Origin of the sequence: Pseudomonas sp. 06C 126 (assembly GCF_001855215.1) — a bacterium.
GTDB classification, from domain to species: domain Bacteria; phylum Pseudomonadota; class Gammaproteobacteria; order Pseudomonadales; family Pseudomonadaceae; genus Aquipseudomonas; species Aquipseudomonas proteolytica.
In genome coordinates, this window is sequence record NZ_MIFU01000099.1 from 23,471 (window position 1) to 42,956 (window position 19,486).

At 62.4% G+C, this 19,486-nt stretch carries 14 protein-coding genes and 1 pseudogene; 9 read left to right on the forward strand and 6 right to left on the reverse strand.

The annotated features are described in order from the left end of the window. Window positions 1-133: 133 nt before the first annotated feature. From BHC62_RS19585 to BHC62_RS19595, 3 genes are read right to left on the reverse strand one after another with little or no spacing between them, the layout of a single operon-like run. Window positions 134-1,723: an FGGY-family carbohydrate kinase gene (locus BHC62_RS19585; RefSeq protein WP_050492741.1), complete on the reverse strand. Its 1,590-nt coding sequence runs from the start codon at window positions 1,721-1,723 to the stop codon at window positions 134-136. A gap of 10 nt (window positions 1,724-1,733) precedes the next feature. Then, window positions 1,734-3,323 carry a glycerol-3-phosphate dehydrogenase/oxidase gene (locus tag BHC62_RS19590; protein ID WP_070995851.1) on the reverse strand — a complete coding sequence of 530 codons (1,590 nt, stop codon included), beginning with the start codon at window positions 3,321-3,323 and terminating at the stop codon, window positions 1,734-1,736. Window positions 3,324-3,327: 4 nt separating this feature from the next. Next, entirely contained in the window at window positions 3,328-4,923 is a 1,596-nt protein-coding gene (locus tag BHC62_RS19595) for an FAD-binding oxidoreductase (protein WP_070995852.1), read from the reverse strand. Window positions 4,924-5,152: 229 nt separating this feature from the next. Here BHC62_RS19595 and BHC62_RS19600 point away from each other — a divergent pair, with 229 nt between their 5' ends. Beyond that, window positions 5,153-6,172, forward strand: coding sequence for an AraC family transcriptional regulator (locus BHC62_RS19600; RefSeq protein ID WP_029292302.1), 1,020 nt, complete (start codon window positions 5,153-5,155; stop codon window positions 6,170-6,172). A 9-nt stretch (window positions 6,173-6,181) separates the two neighbouring features. On the opposite strand, the gene BHC62_RS19605 is transcribed toward BHC62_RS19600, so the two are convergent. Further along, window positions 6,182-7,255, reverse strand: coding sequence for a GlxA family transcriptional regulator (locus BHC62_RS19605; RefSeq protein ID WP_070995853.1), 1,074 nt, complete (start codon window positions 7,253-7,255; stop codon window positions 6,182-6,184). A 249-nt stretch (window positions 7,256-7,504) separates the two neighbouring features. Between BHC62_RS19605 and BHC62_RS19610 the strand changes: the two genes are divergently transcribed. From BHC62_RS19610 to BHC62_RS19635, 6 genes and pseudogenes are all read left to right on the forward strand, one after another. After that, window positions 7,505-9,364, forward strand: coding sequence for a DUF1302 domain-containing protein (locus tag BHC62_RS19610; protein WP_256324400.1), 1,860 nt, complete (start codon window positions 7,505-7,507; stop codon window positions 9,362-9,364). 27 nt (window positions 9,365-9,391) lie between these two features. Continuing rightward, a complete protein-coding gene (locus BHC62_RS19615; RefSeq protein ID WP_029292305.1) occupies window positions 9,392-10,684 on the forward strand; it encodes an MFS transporter in 1,293 nt (430 codons plus the stop codon). Window positions 10,685-10,758: 74 nt separating this feature from the next. Continuing rightward, complete coding sequence (locus BHC62_RS19620) at window positions 10,759-11,847, forward strand: M14 family metallopeptidase (protein WP_070995854.1); 1,089 nt, start codon at window positions 10,759-10,761, stop codon at window positions 11,845-11,847. 54 nt (window positions 11,848-11,901) lie between these two features. Then, the gene (locus BHC62_RS19625; RefSeq protein ID WP_070995855.1) at window positions 11,902-13,542 is read left to right on the forward strand and encodes a CapA family protein; all 1,641 of its coding nucleotides are present in this window, start codon (window positions 11,902-11,904) and stop codon (window positions 13,540-13,542) included. Window positions 13,543-13,656: 114 nt separating this feature from the next. After that, a pseudogene (locus tag BHC62_RS19630) lies at window positions 13,657-14,252 on the forward strand (NAD(P)H-dependent oxidoreductase). Next, entirely contained in the window at window positions 14,239-14,637 is a 399-nt protein-coding gene (locus BHC62_RS19635) for a MerR family transcriptional regulator (RefSeq protein WP_070995857.1), read from the forward strand. The pseudogene BHC62_RS19630 and the gene BHC62_RS19635 overlap by 14 nt, the downstream one beginning before the upstream one ends. On the opposite strand, the gene BHC62_RS19640 is transcribed toward BHC62_RS19635, so the two are convergent. Then, on the reverse strand, window positions 14,634-16,598 hold the full coding sequence (locus BHC62_RS19640; protein ID WP_070995858.1) for a hypothetical protein: 1,965 nt from the start codon (window positions 16,596-16,598) through the stop codon (window positions 14,634-14,636). The two genes, BHC62_RS19635 and BHC62_RS19640, sit on opposite strands and share 4 nt — an antisense overlap. A gap of 97 nt (window positions 16,599-16,695) precedes the next feature. Then, a complete protein-coding gene (locus BHC62_RS19645; RefSeq protein ID WP_029292311.1) occupies window positions 16,696-16,929 on the reverse strand; it encodes a hypothetical protein in 234 nt (77 codons plus the stop codon). Window positions 16,930-17,051: 122 nt separating this feature from the next. Between BHC62_RS19645 and BHC62_RS19650 the strand changes: the two genes are divergently transcribed. Beyond that, on the forward strand, window positions 17,052-17,924 hold the full coding sequence (locus BHC62_RS19650; RefSeq protein ID WP_029292312.1) for a WYL domain-containing protein: 873 nt from the start codon (window positions 17,052-17,054) through the stop codon (window positions 17,922-17,924). 170 nt (window positions 17,925-18,094) lie between these two features. Beyond that, window positions 18,095-19,486 (forward strand): DUF6531 domain-containing protein (locus tag BHC62_RS19655; protein ID WP_256324401.1); only part of this gene is annotated, 1,392 nt, incomplete at its 3' end.

Below are 19,486 nucleotides of genomic sequence, written 5' to 3' on the forward strand. Positions count from 1 at the left end.
CGCCACGTAGCGGGGTCTAATGCCCCTGTAGGAGCGAGCTTGCTCGCGAAGGACGTCAACGATAACGCGTGCTTGCAGGATAAACGCGGAGCTCTCAAGTTCTTCGCGAGCAAGCTCGCCCCTACAGGGGGGCCTACGCCGGGTAGCCGGTAATCTCGCGGATGCTCTGGTACAGCGGCTTGAGCTGGCGATACATGCGCAGGTAAACCTCACGGTACAGACGGTCGTACATCTGTTGTGCCTCGGGTTGAGGCATGAAAACTTCGGCGGTGCGGGTCATGGCGGCGATGGCGGTATCAAAATCCGCGTACAACCCAAGCCCCACGGCACAGGCGATCCCAGCGCCCAGCCCGGACGCCTCATACACATGGGGACGCTCGGCGGGCAGGCCAAAGATATCGGCGGTCAGTTGCATCGCCGCGTCGCTCTGGGAGCCGCCACCGGCCACGCGCAAGCGCGTGATCGACAGTTTCGAACGGCGCTCGATACGCTCTTTGCCCTGGCGCAGTGCATAGGCCAGGCCCTCAAGAATCGCCCGGTAGATATGGGCCCGGGTGTGCACATCGCCAAAGCCGATCATCGCCCCCTTGGCCTCCACCCCCGGCTCGCGGATGCCGGGCGACCAGTAGGGTTGCAGGGTCAGCCCCATGGAGCCAGGTGGCACAGCGTTGACCAGCGCATCAAACAACTGTTCCGGCTCCAGGCCCTGCTCGCGGGCCTGTTGCATTTCCCGCAGGCCAAACTCGTTTTTGAACCAACTGACCATCCAGTAGCCGCGATAGATCATGACTTCGCAGTTGTAGTGATCGGGGATCGCCGCCGGATAGGGCGGGATCAGCGGGACAATTTCCAGGTAGCGCGAGCGAGTGGTGGTGATGGTCGCCGTGGTGCCATAGGACAGGCACGCGGTCGTCGCTTCCACCACGCCGGAACCAAGCACCTCGCAGGCCTTGTCGGAGCCGGCGGCTATCAGTGGCAACCCTTCCGGGATCCCGGTATGGCGGCTGGCCTCGGCGGTGATGCGGCCCAGCTCTTCCCCCGGTTTGTACAGGCTCGGCAGTTGTTCCGCACGCACCGCCAGGGCCTGCCACTTCCAGTCCCGGGGGGCGGCCCAGCGCAGATGCTTGAAGTCGAAGGGCAAGTAGCCCACGCAACAGCCCACCGAGTCGACAAAACGCCCGGTCAGGCGATGGCTGAGAAACCCCGAGAGCAACAGGAACTTGTCAGTGGCAGCCCAGATATCCGGCTGATGCTGGGCGATCCAATTGGCCTCGGCCTGGGCGCGGAAGTAGTCCACCGTGGCCTCGGCCCCCACCAGTTTGAACAGCCAACCCCAGGGCCCCTTGATCCCGCCCTCCGGCTCGCACTGGCGCTGGTCGAGCCAAAGGATGGCCGGCCGCAGCGCCTGGCCCTGGGCATCGACATTGATCAAGGTGCCGCGCTGAGTGGTCAGGGATACGCCACGGATCAGACTGCGATCGATGCCGGTCTGCGCCCACAACTGCTGGCAGGCCTCCCCCAGTTTGCGCCAGTAATAGTCCGGGTCCTGCTCGGCCCAGCCGGGCTGGCTGGAATAGTAGGCCTGCAACTCGACCTTGCCTTTGCCCAACAGGTTGCCCTGCAAGTCGAACAACAGCGCACGAACACTCTGGGTGCCGTTGTCGATCGCCAGCACATAGTCTTTGCCGGGGGTGTTGTTATCCACGAAGCTCTCTTTTTTCATGAGGCACTCTTCAGATCGAGGCGCAAGGGACGCTGTGATGGCGTTGCCAGAGTTGCAGGTAGCGCTGCTGTTCCTGTTCCCAGCGCGTGTCGTCCCAACCCAGGCGAGGCTGGCATAGCCGACGGATGTCCGCCAGGTAGTGGGCAGCGCCTTCGGCCAGTAGCAGGCCGAGGCGCGTGCGCCGCAGCAGCAGGTCGTCCAGGTGCAAAACCATCTCGGTCTCGGAGGCAAACGCCAGCTCCGCCCAGAGGGTATCGCTGGCACCCACACAATCACTGCCCAGGCTGTTGATCAGACTGGCCAGGCGCGGCAAATCGCGGCCATGACGCCCGGCCAGGCGCCGCACGCCGGTGTCGCTCAGCCCGGGGATCGCCTGCAACGGTATGGCCTGGAACACCGGCGCGCCGTCATCTTCCAGGGGTTTGCCGAGCATCCCGGCACAGGCCCGCAACACCTCAATGGCCTGGGGCCGGAAGGTGGTCAGCTTGCCTCCCGCCAAGGTCACGCAGCCGGGTTCCTGCCACAGCACGTGCTCGCGGGTTTCATTCGATGGCTTGGCCTGGGAGTCGGCGGCGCCCACCACCGGACGCACCCCGGACCAGGTGCACAGCACGTCCGCCGCCGTCACTTGGGCCTGGGGAAATGGCTGGGCGCAGGCTTCCAGCAGGTAGTCGAGTTCATCAAAGGTGATGCTCGCACCAAGGTCCAGATCCTCGCGGTGATCCAGGTCTGTGGTGCCCACCACCGTGGCCCCTTCCCACGGAAAGACAAACACCGGGCGGCCGTCGCGCCGGTGCATGAAACTGAAGGCATGGGCCACCGGCAAGCGCCAGCCCGGCAACAACAGATGGCTGCCACGCAAGGGCCGCAACTGGCGCTGCCCGCCGCCCGGTTGCAGGCGCTCAGCCCAGGCACCAGTGGCCACCGCCAGCACCGCGCAGCGCACGTGCATAACCGCGCCGCCCTCAGTGTCCTCGACCTCGACCCCACACACTCGCTCGCCGTCGCGCAACACCTGGCGCACCCGCAGGCCATTGAGCGCCCAAGCGCCATCGGCACGGGCCTCGGCCAGCACGCGCATGACCAGCCGCGCATCGTCGGTCAGCGCATCGCGAAACTGCGAAGCCCCCAGCAGCCCCGGCTCCTTCAAGCCCGGTGCCAGATAACGCAGTTGCTCAGGCTTGTGGAACTGCCGGCTGCGACAACCGGCCAGGGCGTCATACAGGCGCAGCAAACCGCCGAATACCCGCGGCCCGGGGAACCCGCCGCGATAGTGCGGCATCAGGAAACTCATGGGGTCCACCAACCCCGGCGCTTCGCCCATCAAGCGTTGGCGCTCGCGCACCGAATCACGGGCCAGGCGCCACTGGCCCTTGGCGATGTAGCGCAGGCCACCATGGACCATTTTCGACGAGCGGCTGGAGGTGCCCCAGGCAAAATCCCGCTGCTCCAGCAGCAGGCAGCGCCAGCCGCGCCGGGCCGCCTCGCGCAGGATCCCGGCGCCGCTGATGCCGCCGCCGATCACGATCAGGTCCCAGGTTTCACTCGCCAGTTGCGGCAGCACGGCCTCGCGCCATTGGGCATTCCAGTCATTGCTCATGGGCCTAGTCTTCCAGCAGCGTGCCGGGGTTGAGGCGCCCGGCCGGATCAAAATGCCGGCTCAGGCTGTGCAGCGCTGCCATCGCCAATTCGCCCTTTTCCCTCGGCAGGTAGGGCGCGTGGTCCTTGCCCACGCCATGCTGGTGGCTGATGGTGCCGTGGTTTTCGACGATGGTGCGGCTGGCCGCCTGCTTCAGGGCCTTCCAGCGTTCGAGGGTAGCCGGGTAGTCCGCCGCCGGGCGGAACACGTAGCTGGTGTAGATGCTCGACCCTTCGCCATAGACATGGGACAGGTGGGTGAACACATGGACCCGCTCGCCCTCGGCCGCCAGGCAATCGCGCAGGCTGGCCTCGATCGCGTGCAGCAAGGCGTCGACATGGCACCAGTCGGTCGCGGTCTCCAGGGTGTCGACCACGTAGCCGGCCTGCCAGAGGTTCTCCCGCAGGTAGGGGAAGCGAAAGCGGTTCTGTTGCCATTTCTTGCCCAGCAAGGTGCCGGTGAACACGCCGCCAAAGGCCTTCAGATGCTGGCGGGCCTGGCGCAACGACAGGGCATTCTGCCGACGATTGCCGGTGACACCGAAGGTCAGCAGGCACTTGCCCTCGCCAGCGCCACGCAGCGCCAGGTAGCGCTCCAGCCAGGCGATCTGGTTGGGGTGGCCGGCCAGCGCCAGCTGAGTCTGGGTTTCCATGGCATTGGACAGGCGCAGCATCGACAGCGGCACCCGTGCCTGCACCAGTTGCCGAATGGCCTGCAGGGCCCGGGGCCAGTCCGGCAGGAACACGCCATAGAAGCGTTCATCCTCGGGCAAGGCGCTGACCCGCACCTTGACCTCGGAAATGATGCCGAAACGTCCTTCACTGCCCAGCACCACTTCCCGCAGGTCGGGGCCGGCGGCCGACGCCGGGAAGCTCGGGATCGCCAGGGGCCCGGCGAACGTTTCCAGGGTGCCGCCGGCGAACAGTTGCTCGATCCGCCCATAGCGCAGCGATTGCTGGCCGCTGGAGCGACTGGCGACCCAGCCGCCCAGGGTCGACAGTTCCCAGGACTGCGGGAAGTGCCCCAGGGTGTAGCCTTTGGCCCGCAGCTGGCTCTCCACCTGGGGGCCACTGGCACCAGGGCCGAAGGTGGCGAGCAGGCTTTGCTCGTCCAGGCCGAGCAGGCGATTCATATGGGCCAGGGACACCGTCAGCACCGGGCGCAAGGACGCCGGCGGGTTGATATGCCCGGCCACCGAGGTGCCACCGCCATAGGGAATCAGGCACAGGTCGGCACTGTCGGCCAGGGCCAGCAACTGGCGGATCTGCTCGACGCTTTCCGGCAGGGCCACCCCATCCGGATACTGGCCCAACGTCCCCTCACGCAGGGCCAGCCAGTCCGGCAAGCTCTGGCCCCGGGCATGCATCAGGCGGTCACGGGGTTCGATGCTGTAAAGCGGATGGGGCGCCAGGCGCGAGGCGGGAACCCTGGCCAGGGCGCTGTCCAGGCTGGCGTCAGGCAGGGTGTGACCCTCGCCCAGTCGCTCGCGCAAAAACGCCGCCCCATGGGCCGGCATCTCCATCTGCGTGGTTTCTTCGCCCCAGCCGTTCCAGCGTCGCATGCGTGTTTCTCCCAGCAGATCGTGTGATTTTCAGTCCACCCATACTAATCAGCCGGCGCAAGCTGTCACGGTCGCATCAGGACAAATGGAGTAGCCAATTGGGTCAATCGGTCCATTACCCGATGTCGCCACGGGAGCATTTACTTTAGCCACGGTTTCAAATTACCTTGCCAGCCATCGAAGCGCGCAAGGTAATGCCGCCGGCAACACCCCCGCCAGGAACCCGATCATGCAGACACTCGGCTCGACCTCAGTCCCTCCTCTGCTGAAATATCTGCGCCATGCCGAACAACTCGGCGTAGCGACCGCCCCCGCCCTGGCGGCGGCCGGGATCACTGCCGGCCAACTGGACGACAACAGCCTGCGCCTGCCCGTGCACGTCCACGAACGCCTGCTGGAGTATTTCTGCGAGCACTCCGGGGACCTGCTGTTCGGGCTCAACTCGGCACGTTTCGTGTTGCCCAACTCGTGGAGCGTGCTGGGTTACATCACCATGAACTGCGCCACCCTGGGCGAGGCGATGAACCGCATCATGCCGTTCGAAAAACTGGTGGGCGACATGGGCACCAGCCGCGCGGAGATGGTCGGTGAGCAGGTGCGGCTGATTTGGAACTGCCGCCACCAGCAGCCACGAATCCGTCGGCATATGGTCGAGAACGTGCTGGCGTCCTGGCTGGTGTATGCACGCTGGATCGCCGACGCCGAACTGTCGCCCAGCCAGGTGCTGCTCGAACACCCTTTGCCGGACGGCGCGCAACTGAGCCAATACGAGGACTTCTTCGGTTGCCCGGTGCTCTTCGAGCAACCCTGCTCGGCCCTGGTAGCGCCGTTGAGCTACCTGCAAACACCCCTGCGCCAGGCCGATGCGCAACTGCTGCGGACCCTGGAAGAACACGCCCTGGCCCTGATGGCCACGCTGGACGACTCGACCCTGGCGCTAAGGGTGAAAAACGCCCTGCGCCAGTTGCTCAAGGAAGGCCTGCCGCGCAAGGAACAGGTGGCCGAGCAGTTCGCCATGTCGGTGCGTACCTTGCAACGCCAGTTGCAGCAGGCCGGCACGTCCTACCAGCAGATCCTCGACGACTTGCGCCAGGAACTGGCCGAGCACTACCTGCTGCACAGCGACCTGCCGATCCAGGACATCGCCCAATATTTGGGCTTTACCGAACCGCGCTCGTTCCACCGCACCTTCAAGAGCCGCACCGGCATGCCGCCGGGCGAGTATCGGCAGACTCACCGCGCCAGCTGACAGCGCAGATTAAAGGCGGTCGAGCCCCAACCCCTCAATCAAATCCTCCCCCGCCTCGTCCGCCCGCCACCGCCGGCTGGATATGCGCATGGTGTAGCGCCGCCGATACTCTGAAGGCGTCAGCCCCGTAGTGCGCAAAAACAGGCGGCGAAACGCACTGGCGTCCTGATAACCGCAGTACTCCATGACTTCCGTCAGATCGATCAAGGTCACTTCCAGCAATTGCTTGGCCCGTTCAACCCGCAGGCGGTGCAGGTAGTCCAGGGGCGTCATGCCTTCCACCTCTTTGAAGTGCCGCAGCAAGGTCCGCGGGCTGGCGGTCGCGGCCTCGGCTACCGCGTCCAGGCTGTAGGGTGTCTGAATATGCTGCTGCAGCCATTGCTTGGCGCGGAACACGACGCTGTCGCGGGTTTTTACCGAGATGCCGGGGAAGTTCAGGCTGGAATGCTCAAAACGCATCGGGTGGTAAAGCAGGCCGTTGGTGGCGATCTGGGCCATTTCTTCGCCGGCGAAGTGACGGATCAATTCCACCATCAGGTCGCAGACCGCCGCAGGGGCTCCGGCGGTGAATACCGGCCCGTCGACTACTACCGGGCCTTCCATCGCCAATTGCACGTTAGGAAAGGCGGACGCAAACCAATTGGCAATCATCCAGGTGACGGTTGCGCGCCGGCCATCCAGTACCCCTGCACGCGCAAGCAGCACGGCGCCGTTAAAACTGGCAGCCACCACACGCCCTTGGGCGTGATACCGCGCAATGCAGTTCAACTCGTCGGTGCATTGAGCAAGAACCTGGTTCAGGTCCGGCACGCTTTTCATCTGCACGCCAGGCACAAACAGGACCGTCTGCGAGGGCCGCAAGGTTTTGCGGCCGGGGCTGGGCGGGCGCATTTCCGACAGCCAGTCCGGAAGTGGCAGTTCATTGCCCGCCGCATCGATCAAGCGCCAGTGGAAAAACGCCCCGCGCTTATCCGGGTTGCGCAGCTGCCAGAGGTTGTTGAAGGTGCGCAGCGTGTCGATAACGCTAAACAGCGTGCCAGCGAGATTGTGCGGGCCATGCAATAAATCGACGCGGACATTCATGGGCTTACCTGGCGATATTGGATTTATGGTTGGCGATATTAGCCCTACGCCTCATAAAAACCAGCCCTGGCACTGCGCTGACTTGTGGCGATGAGGCTTGCCCCCTCGACAAAGCTCAGCAGATCCCTGGTTTTTTCTTGGCGATATTGGCTCTATTGCTGTCGGTATTCGCCGTATTACCGCAATCGCTTCAACGCTAGACTGAAAAACACCTGGCCTCAGCAAGAAAAAAAACAAGGGTATCAGTCAGTGAAAACAACAATAAGAAACGCCTGGGGAAGTACCGGCAAGCCAGTGGCTGCAGGGTTGGCCACGACCTTGCTCAGTGCGGGTATCAGCGCTCCAGTCAGCGCAGGGGAGCTGGTGTTCAGTGACCTCAAGTCAGGGCTGGGTAACGGCATGCAATGGCAACATGAAGACACGCGCCTGCAGGTCAAAGGCGCCCTGGCCCTGGGCACGGTACGACGCATGGACGACCCAAGCCACCGCCTGACCAGCGCCGAACACGGTATGAACCTGTTCAACGACGGCAACCTCAACTACAAGCGCGGCGATGCGGTTTCTACGTCTGCCGAAGCCTACCTGCAAGCCGATCTGAGCCACCGCAACCTCGGGGTTTTCGTCAGCGCAAAGGGTTGGTACGACTACACCCAGAAACACCAGGACGTCGACCACGGCAGCGTCCCCAACGGCTATCGTTCGGGAGAACCACTCAGTGACTCGGGGTTCGATTCCCTGGCGCGCTTCTCCAATGCGCTGTTCAACGATGCCTACGTCTACGGCAACTTCCAGCCTGCCGGGCATGACCTGCTGGTGCGCCTGGGCGACCAGGCGATCCCGTGGGTCACTCCGACCACCATCAGCGGTGGCCTGCAGGCGGTGAACGCGTTTGACTGGGCGGCGGCACGCCGGGCCACCTCGATTGCCGAGGCCCGCACCGTGCCAATGCCGACCCTGTACGCCAAGCTGGCCCTGACCGAGAACCTGTCGGTGGATGCGTTCAACCAGTTTGAATTGCGCCCCAGTGCCTACTCTGGCTGCGGCACATTTCTGTCGACCAGCGACTACGCCCAACCGGGCTGCAACCAATTCATCCTTAATGGCAGCGTGATGAGCGCGATAGCCGGACGGCCGATCTACACCAGCGATGGCCAGGCCCTCAACAACCCCCTGGACTACGTGGCCCGCGGCCCGGACCATCGCCCAGGCAACAATCAATTCGGCGCCAGCCTGCAGTATTTGTGGAAGGACGTCGGGTTGTTCGGTTTGTATTTCGCTGACTACAGTAGCCGCGAAGCGCTGACCCAAGTGGTGCGCACCGGCCCTGGCGTACTGACGCCACCGGCCGCGAACGTGGGGCAGGCAACGCCAACCGGCGTGGCGGCTTATTATCAGCGCGCCTATCCAACCCGCATTCGCCTGTATGCCCTCAACTTCAAGACGCGGCTACCGGGCGGCACCGGGATTTATGCCGAATACAGTTACCGCCCCAATCAACCGATTGCGTGGAACGGCGCCGACTTTATTGCCGGGCTGCTCGCCGGCAGCGGGCCCCTGGGCTACCTGTCCAAAACCCCGACGGGCTACCTGGCAAGCGGCTACGACCGCTTCCACGTCAGCCAGTTGAATCTGGGCGCCAGCCACCCTTTTGGCCAGGTGTTGGGCGGCGCGATGAAGCTGTCCGCAGAAGCCGGATTGAAATACGTACACGACCTGCCCGACACCGAGCAGATCCGTTATGGTCGCCCCGGTTTCGGCAGCGCGCCCTACGGTAAAGCCGCGAAGTGCACAGGCCCGGCGGCCAGGTGCGCGGATGACGGGTTTATCACGCCGTTTGCCTGGGGCACCCGCGTCAAAGGCGAAATCAACTACAGGAATGTGTTGCCCGGGCTGGACGTGACGCCGTCGCTGACACTGGTCTACGACATCAAGGGTCATGCCTATGACGGGGTATTTTCCGAAGGCCGCTACGCACAAATACTCGGTGTGCGCGGCGATTACAAAAGCACTTACACCTTCGATCTGAGCTACCTGAACACCGGTGGCGGCGATTACAACCTGGTGGCAGATCGCAGCCTGTTAGAGGCCAGTGTCGGCATTCGCTTCTAGCACTCCCCTTAAAACAAGGCCATTTCCATGCGTTCATTGACCGATAGCCGACGCCCGCTCGTAGTTGCCCTGCTGATGACAGTGGTGATTATCAGCGTGCTGGACAAGACCATTTTCGCCTTCGCCGGCCCGCAGATCATTGATGAGTTAAAGCTCACGCCAGCGCAGTTCGGCTTTATCAGCAGCGCGTTCTTTTTTCTCTATTCGATCTCGGGGGTGCTGGTGGGTTTTCTTGCCAACCGCATGCCGAGCCGCTGGATTCTCTCCGGCATGGCCCTGGTGTGGATGACCGCACAATTGCTCGCGGCCCTGTCCACCAGTTTCTTTACCCTGTTGGCCAGCCGCGTCCTGCTCGGCGCCGGTTGCGGACCGGGCACGGCGGTGACCCAACACGCCTGCTTCAAGTGGTACACCAGCCGCGAGCGGGTGCTGCCGGCGGCGCTGATTCAGGTTGCGATCATGCTCGGTGCGATTGCCGGCGCCGTGGCGCTGCCCAAGTTGATCGAGCAGTACGGCTGGCGCACGGGCTATGTGCTGCTGGCCGGTGTCGGCCTGGTGTGGCTGCTGCTGTGGCAACGATATGGCCGCGAAGGCCAGCATGACGATACACGCGACACCCAGGGCGACCTGCTGCCTACGCTGCCCTACAAGCGGCTGTTGCTCAACCGCACGTTTGTCTGCATTACCTTGGTTGCGTTCTGCAGCTACCTGCCCAATGCCTTGCTCTACAGTTGGTTGCCCACCTACCTGCAAAGAGGCCTGGGCATGACGCCGATGCAATCGGGCTACCTGGTGCTGGCCACCACACTGGGGGTGATCTTTATCAACCTGCTGGTTTCCAGCCTGGCGCAACGCGCAATGAAACGCGGCGCCAGCATCCGCAAGGCGATGGTCGTGCCGCCCCTGCTCGCTTGCCTGGTCGCCGCCGTGACCTACATCCTGATGGGTTTTACCAACACCAGCCTGACCGTGACCCTGGGCTTTTTCCTGCTCGGCAGCATTCTCCTCAACCTGCTGTCGGCTTTCGGTTTCAGCATCGTTGCCCACATCGCCCCGGCTCGCCAACGCGGGAGCATGCTGGCGATCCATATCGCCCTGCTGACCACCGCCGGCATGCTCGCGCCCGTGCTGGTCGGGCAAGCCATCGGCTGGCAGAACGGCGACCTGGTGAGTGGCTTCGAACTGGCCATCGGCCTGTTTGGTATTGCCCTGCTGGTGTTCAGCCTGCTTGGGCTGGCGCTGATCGACCCGGAACGCAGTCGCCGCGCACTCACGGCCAGCATTCCCGGCGCTGGTTCTGCGGCCATCAGCCCGGCATAAGCTGCGCAGCGGCGGCCCCACCACCTTGATCGCTGCGCGCAGCGCCCAGCACGACTGCCAATAGGGAACACCCGATGGACTTATCCTGCTTTTCACAAAGCTACGCCGAAGCTCGGCAAAAATTCCTCCAGGCCTGCGCCAGCGCCGGCCTGGAGGTCCAATCCCATCCTCACCCGTTACCGGGCAGCGATGGCGAGGAACTGGCCCTGGATGTGGCGCTTGCAGGCTCGCCCACGGCCACCAACCTGCTGGTTCTGAGCAGCGGTGTGCATGGCGTGGAAGGTTTCTGCGGCTCGGCCGTGCAGGTCGATCACCTGCGCAACCGCGAGTGGATGCAACACGGCCAGCGCCAGGACCTGGCGGTGCTGTACCTGCATGCGATCAACCCCTACGGCTTCTCCTGGCTGCGCCGGGTCAACGAAGACAATGTCGACCTCAACCGTAACTTCATTGACTTCGCGCAACCGCTGCCCGACAACCCTGACTACCACGCCCTTGCCCCACTGCTGCTGCCGCGACGGCAACCACCGACCCTGCTCAGCACGTTGGGCCTGGCCGGATACGCCCTGCGCCATGGCAGCAAAGCCTTGCAGTCAGCCATTACCCGCGGCCAACACAGCCACGCGGATGGCCTGTTTTTCGCGGGCACCTCACCAACCTGGAGCAATCAGCAACTGCGCCAGATTATCCGTCGCCTGGGCAACCACTGTCGGCGCATCGGCTGGATCGATGTGCACACGGGGCTAGGTCCGTGTGGCGTGGGTGAGCGGATCTACAAAGGGCTCAACCACCCCGGCGATATTGCACGGGCGCGAAGCTGGTGGGGCGCGCAGGTCACGACCAGCGCAGACGGAACCTCCTCGTCGGCCATGCTCAACGGCACCCTGGACCTGGCCGTGATGGAGGAATGCCCCCACGCGCAATACAACGGTTTGACCCTGGAGTACGGCACACAGCCGGGGCCACGGGTGCTGGCGGCCCTACGTGCCGATCACTGGCTGCACACCCATCCGGATACGGCACACGCCCGGCGAGTGCAGATCAAGCGCCAGTTGCGCGATGCTTTCTACATCGATACCGAGCGCTGGAAACGCCAGGTACTGGAACAAGCCCGCGAAGTGACGGCGCTGACCCTGCGCGGTCTTGCCACGCGCCTTGAATGACAAAAATGCCCACTATCGGTGGGGTACCCACTCAAACCACAGAGGATGTTCATGATGAGTGCCTATTTGGTGCAAGCGTTAAAAGAGGTCATGCAAAAGATCCAGGCCCGACTCGACCAGCATCAGGATCAGGTCGTCGCCACACTCAGCCAGGTAGCCACTGGCGAACTGCAGATGACCGAGACGCTCAGCCCCCAGGAGCAGGAAAACGCCCGGGTGCTGTTCGGCTGGGTGGCCCAGGAGGGCCCGCAAAAGGTATTTGCCGCGATCCAGCCAATCCTGGCCGACCCTGCCACGTTGAGCGCGGGCGTCACCTTCGATGACCTCATCAACGGCCCGCCGTTCGGGATCATCCCCCCTGCTCTCAAGCACATTGACCTGCGCGGCCTGACCCGGCTCGCGGTCCTGCTGGCCAGCTACGTTTTCTATGAGCAATTCCACTACCCGCAGGCAGAAACCGGGGTGTACGACATCTCGGGCAAGCCCTTCCAAAAACTCAAGTGGCTTTATCGCTACTGGTTCAATCAACTTGAGGTGGCCGAGAAAGGCTCAGGGCTGGAGGAGCTGTTTGAGTCGCAGGCGTTCAACTTCTTCAACCTCAATCAATCGCCGCTGGACCCTGGCTTCGGCTACCCGCCTTTGCGCTCGGTCTCGGTGTCATGTGCCGGAGACCTGCTGGCGGTCGATGTCCTGACCCCGGAGAACACACCGCACCTGTTCGATGACATCACGGACTTCTACAGCACCGCAGACATCGTCAGCGCCAACCTGGAATCGACCGTTGACCGGGACAGTGAACTGGGACGCTATCAGGACAAAGGGCAACCGGCCAAGATGAACACCTCCGAGGCGATGTTCCGCAAGTTCCGTGATGAGGCGAACATCAACTTCTTCAGTACCGCGACCAATCACGCCCTGGACTGGGGTGAACAAGGCGTACTCGCCACCCTCGATGTACTGAAAAAATCCGGCGCCTACTATGCCGGCACTGCCGCCAGCCAGGCCGAGCAGGATGAAGTGGTGGTGGTGGAGAAAAACGGCATCAAGGTTGCCCTGCTGGCCTATACCTTTGACCTCAATGGCCGCGACCCATCGCCTGACAAGGCGTACCTGGCCAACGTGGTGCGCTTCAACGATGTAAACCCGGCGCCCGACTACTCACTGATCGAAGAACAGGTCGCCCGCGCCAAAGCCAAGGGTGCGGACTGGATCATCGCCTACTGCCACTGGGGCTGGGAGTTCGAGATGTACCCCCACGTCAATATCGTGGAAGCCGCACGCAAGGTGATTGCCTGCGGTGTAGACACGATCCTCGGCAACCATGCCCATGTCAGCCAGCCCGCAGAACTTATCCCGCGCCCTGGCAAGCAGGATGCGCTGGTGATCTACGCGTTCGGCGACTTCGTCAGTTACCACCCCGAAAGCCGTAACTCAAAACTGGCCTACACCCTCAAATTCAGCATCGGGAAATTCCTGGGGGTTACTCGCCTGTTCAACGTCAAGGCACTGCCTATCTACATCGTTAACGAAAGATTGGATGACAAGCGTTTCAACTGCCGCATCGTCAAGTTCTTCGATGTGCTGGAGAACCCGGATGGCTACGGGCTGACCGAACTGGAGAAGAGCCAACTGCCCCATCTGCGGGACAAGGTGTGGAACGAGATCCTGTCGCCACTTTCCAGCCTCCCGGACTGATGGGAGCAACAGCGCCAAGCCTGCCTTGAACCGCAGGCTTTTTTGTCGCGGGCCTTGACTCTCCCCTATACGGCAGACCCTACGCTGAACATCACTCCCTTCAGGACTTCCCCCGTGGTTCAGCGCACCCTGGTCATCCTTGGCCATTCCTCGAGCACCAGCTTCTGTTCGGCCCTCGCCGAGACCTACCTGCAGTCGGCCCGAAACGCCGGCCATGAGGTGCGCATCCTGCGCCTTGGCGAGCTGGTTTTCGACCCGATCCTGCACCATGCCTATCACCAGGCCCAACCCCTGGAGCCCGACTTGCTCGGCGCCCAATCCGACATTCTGTGGGCGACACATCTGACGTTCGTGTTCCCCATCTGGTGGGGCGGTGTTCCGGCCTTGTTGAAGGGGTTCATCGAGCGGATTTTCCTTGCCGGCTTCGCCTTCAAATACCGCAAGGGCAAAGCGTTCCCCGACAAGCTGCTACAAGGCCGAACCGCTCACCTGCTGGTGGCCCTGGATACGCCGCCGTGGTATTACCGCTGGTTCTACCGCGCGCCCGGCGTGCACCAGATGCGCAAGACCACCCTTGAGTTTTGCGGCATTAAGCCGACCAAGACCTTAATGTTCGGGCCTGTGCTGGGCTCTACCGCAGCGCAGCGCGACAAGTGGCTGAAAAAGGCCGGCACACTCTTTTAGGAAAGGATCTGCATGTACATCGGTAAAGCCGCGCAGCTGTCAGGTACGACAATCAAGGCCATTCGTCACTATGAGGACATCGGCTTGCTGCCACCGCCACAACGCGAGGGGCGGTATCGGGTTTACTCGGCGCAGAGCGTGGAGCTGCTGACGTTTATCAAGTGCGCGCAACAGCTGGGTTTCAAGCTCAAGGAGTTGCAGGAGATTCTGCACGGGCATCATGGCGATGAGCTGCCGTGGCAGCGCGCCAACCAGGCGATAGCGCAAAAGAAGCGCGAGTTGATGACGCAGATCGAAGCCCTGCAACAGGTGCATGCAGGGCTGGTGGCGTTTGAGGGCAGCCTGGAGCAGGCCCAGGGTCAGTGCCAGTTTGCACGGCTGGTGGAAACTGGCACTGCGCGCAACAGCTAGTTCAGCAGATCGCCCCATTTGTTTTGCAGGGCGCGCTCTTCGGCGATGATCTCCCGCGTCAGGTTGTCGACCCACTGCTGGGCAAACCCATTGGCCTCACGCAGCAGCAACATGATGTCGTCGACTTCAAAGTCGCCAGGTTTGGCGCCGCCCTTGTGCTCATCCAACAGCTTCCTGACCATCTCGTTGAGCTGCTGCTTGGTGGCCATTTTGGCCATGGCCATTGCCATCAGCATCTGGTCGTCTTCCGGCCTGACCTTGCTGTGGGGACTGCGTTCCTGATAGTTCTCGCACACCATCAGGAACCCGGTCAGGAAGCCCTCGAGCAGGCCATCCTGCTGGCGGATCGATTCGGGAATCTTGTGAAAAGAGAAGCCGTACATAAAGGCCATCACGTAGAAAATCTGCTCTTCAATCTCTTCATCCGGGCAGCCGATCAGCTTTTTCGCCTTGGGAATCACCGCCCCCAGGTAGTTGATCGGCAACTGCCAGATCACAGCTGAATCCGGATCGTCACGCTGTTCCTGTTTCAGGTCGGCAAGGATGGCCTGCATCTTTTCAATCGCCCGCTGCCCCGGTTGCACCACCGGTTCGTCGTCCATCAGCAGGTCATCGAGTTCGGCGTGATAGGCCGGTGCCAGTTGCGCCGCCGGGGTGATGTCTTGCAACGCCGCGACCCGCTCGGCTTCACCGGCCAGCAGTTTGTCGAGGAGCTTGTTGCGGTTGTCGAGCACAAAACGTACGAAGGTCTCTTCCTTGAGGGCCAGGCGCACAACACCGGGCAGGAAGGCGTAGATAAACCCGCCGAGCTTTTCGACATTGCTGTCATCGCGCAGGGCCGCCAGGGACGCTTCGCCGGTCTTGTCCTTGATGAACGGCAGGATCTTCGATTTGTTCTGCTCGATGGCCACGGCAACGTAGCCCAAGAGCTTGTCCTTGCCGCTGACTTTTTTCTGCGGGTCGTCAGAAGAAGTCTCTTCGATCACCGCCAAGGCGAGGATTTCTTCGGCAACCGGCTCTACCAGCGCGGGCTCGGCTTCGGGCTTGGGCGCGAGCACCGCGACGGCAGGCTGCGCCACTGCCACCAGCGGCTGAGCGGCCAACCCACGGCGGGCATCCCTCAGTGCCTCGTTGATCACCGAGAAGAACTCACCCAGCTCTTTCTCACCCACCTGGGTAAAGGTTCCGACCTTGCGCGAGTTGACGAACAGGTCGCGTTTTTCCACCGCCAACGAATCCAGATGGCGCCAGAAAAACAAGCGTGGCGTGTCAAAGACCATCTTCACCGCCAGCTTGCTCTCGCCCATCAACACGCCTTCCTTGGCGCCGCCGAACAGGGTGTCGTCAATCAGCACCAGCACTTCGTCTGCGCTCATGTTGGCGCCGTAGGACTCCAATGCCGCCGACAGTTTTTTCTGCGGGATATGCGGGCGCACATACACACGCTCCAGCCCCAACCGTTCGGCCAGGCTGAGGGTCATTTGCACAATGGAATCCACCTGCTCCGCCGACAGCTCCTGGTTACCGGCCGAGGCTTTTACCGCCGCAGGCTTGGCCTGCGGGGCCGACTGCTCGCCGCCCCGGGTCCGCAGCCATTCCTGCACCAGGGAAAAGCAATCGTGCAGATCGTCTTTGTCCGGCATGTTGAAGGCAATCGCCTGACGCTTGTTGAGGAAGAGTTTGCTGCCCTTGAGTTCCAGGGCGTCTACCTCGTCGTAGGCATAGGCCACGGCATCACTGAAGCTCTCGCGGATGGCCAGGTATTGCTGGCCGATCAGGCAGCCGTCCTTGCCGCTGGCGAACATGGTGTCGTCAATCAGCACCACCACTTCGCTGGGGTCCACGGTCAGGCCATAGGCAGAAAGGGCGTTGCTCAAGAGTTTCTTCGGGATATTGGGTGCAACATGGACCCGCCCCGAACTCGAATACTTGTGGGCCTGCAAGAACTCCAACAACGACATATCCCTATCTCCCTTTCTGATTTTTTTCAGCGTCATCACGCCTGGCCCCCGGAGGTTGCGCGGCAGAATAGCACTAGGCCACTATCCCGATCACCCTTCAAGACAGCTCCAGCTTGACCTTCAACTCCTGGACCCGTGCCCGCTCCGCCCGCAAGGCGCGCTTGAGTTCACGGTTTTCCATCTCGCGGATCTTGGCCCAGCGTGCTGCCGTGCGGCAGCCAGCCACGAAGGTCCAGATTTCCCGCAGGCGCAGGTACTGCATCAACAGCACCAGCAAAATCACGCCAATGAGCACCAGTGCGCTTGTCGAAACAAGCTCCGACATCCCCATGTCCTGCTTCCTTTTAGTGAGTTCGAGTGATCTCGAAGACAGCCGCAAGATATGTCGTGTTTTATTACAGGTCCATACTGTAGACAGATACAGGTAAAGTAATCGCACACATGGGAGGGGTCATGAAACGCAAACAATCCGTCGAGCAGGTCCGCTGGGACCTGGCACTTCGCTATCGTTTAATCGAGACCGTCGCGTGGTGGGAAGGCCGCCTGACCACGGGGCACTTGATCCAGAGCTTCGGCATCAGTCGCCAGCAGGCCTCGAAAGACATCAACACCTACATCACCGAACATGCGCCCCGAAACTTGACATATGACAAGCAGCTCAAGGGCTACATCCCGAGCAAACACTTCAAGCCGCGCTTTATCGACGACAGCGCCAGCGCCTATTTGCACCTGCTGTACCAAAACAACGAACGCGCGCCGCACATCGAAGGGCTGGCGCTGGCCTATGCCCATACCAAAGTGCTGGAAGTGCCGGACCGCAGCATCCGCCCACAAATCCTGCGCCCGCTGCTCAAGGCCTGTCGCGAAGGGTTACGCCTGGAAACCGAGTACGTGTCCCTGGCCAACCCGGAGCCCGAGGTGCGCCTGATCGCGCCGCACACCCTGGTGTACACCGGCATGCGTTGGCATGTGCGGGCCTACTGCGAGAAGAACGGCAAGTACCGCGACTTTGTGCTCAGCCGCCTGCGCGGGGAACCGGAGTTACTGGGCAAGTCCGATAACCCGATCGGCGAAGACCACGTGTGGCAGACCGCCGTGGACTTGGTGATCACCCCGGACCAGCGCCTGGCGGCGATGCAGCGGGCAATCATCGAGGCGGATTTCGGCATGCTCGATGGGCAGTTGGTGATCCCCAGCCGCCAGGCGTTGGTGAAATATGTCCTACAGCGCTACCAGATCGATCCAAAGAACCTGGACCCCAAACCCGAGGCCCAGCAGATTGTGGTGAAAAACCTGCAAGAGCTGAAGCCTTGGCTGTATGACTGAAAACGGCTTTTGCCAGTCAGCAACATCGCCGTTTGATGTGGGCTCAAGCGGCGATTCCACCCAGTAAATTCTCCCTGCACGTAAGCCCATTCTGATTTAACAGACCACACCTCCAACCGCCCTTTTCCTGCGGCATTCTCCGACGCCTTTCTTTTGCAGAGACGTCATGGATGCCAGCCCCTGCCCCTGATTCATCGCCCATCGACCTGATCGAATACGAGCTGAATGGCTTTCACCAGAGCCTGGCGGTATATCGCCAGCAGGTCACCAGCTGGTACGCGCAGGCCCTGGATAAAGCCAGCCATGCCGCGGACTTGCCGGCGTTACTGGGCATGGAGCGGGTGCTGCGGGTCGGGGATTCCCAAATGTCGGTGAGCATGACCGACAGCGACTTTGCTTCCAGTGTTGCCGTGTGCCCGGCAGGCGGTGAGCTGAAGATCGAGAGCAAGTTCGAGTCGGTGTATGACGTGCCGCTGGGCAATCTCCAGGTGCAGGTGATTGGCCTGGATGACGGCAGTTCCACGTTTATCCAACTGGATGAACAGGGTCAGGCCTCCCATCACTGCGTGGCCGGCGGGCGCTATCAGGTGCGTGTGCAGGGCGGGGTGTCGCCGGCGCAGGTCGAGGCGCTGTTTGCGTCCTACGACGGTTTGACCGCTGAGCTGGAAGCCTGGCTGCGCAAGGAGTGGAGTGGGTTCAAACCGCACTGGCAGGCCTCCAGCGCGAGCGCCATTGGCAGTGGGATATTGGCCGGGACCTGGTCAGCCATTTCCGGAGTGTGGGACAGCGTGTCGCTGGTGCAGGACATCCTCAAGGACCCGGCCAAGCACATCGAACGCCTCGGCACCCAGGCCGCCGAGTTGGCGGCCCTGGCGCGTGAGGCGCCCCAGGTGATGGAACAGGCGATGTTGCTGGCCAGCGACGAGGCGGCGCTGTACCTGATGCTGCGCACGGCGATGATCTGGCTGTCGGCGTTGCCGCCCAGCCAGGTGGCGGGGAAAACCGCCGAGGTGATTGCCGGGTTTGCCGTGTCGCTGCTCATTGATTTGCTGATTGCGCTGGTGCTGACCATTGCCCTGCAAGGTGCCGGGATCGCGTATCTGGGGCTGCGGCTGGCGAAGTATGGAGCGCAGGTGGTTGAGCTTGCGGTGGGCTTCGTCAAAGGCGTGTTCGACATCCTCAAGCGTTTTACGGCGGCGGTGGATCGCTACAAGGCGGTGGCCGTGCGCGGCGTCGTCGGCGGCTTACAAAAAGGTGGCCTGCAGATGCACTGGGGGGCACGGCGCAATACCACGCTCAAGCAACTTGAGGCGGTGGACGACGCCCCCTCCTCCGCGAAAAACCCCAACGGCGCGGCCAGCGCCAGCGCCGATAACACCGCGACCCATGGCTGCCCGGTGTCCATGGTCACCGGCGAAGAACTGCTGACCCTGACCGATGGCGAGTTGCAGGGCGTATTGCCATTTGCCTGGACGCGGCTGTATCGCACCAGTGCCGTGGAGGTGGATAGCGGGTTGGGCTTTGGCTGGAGCCATTCCCTGGCGCAGCGGCTGGAAGTGGCC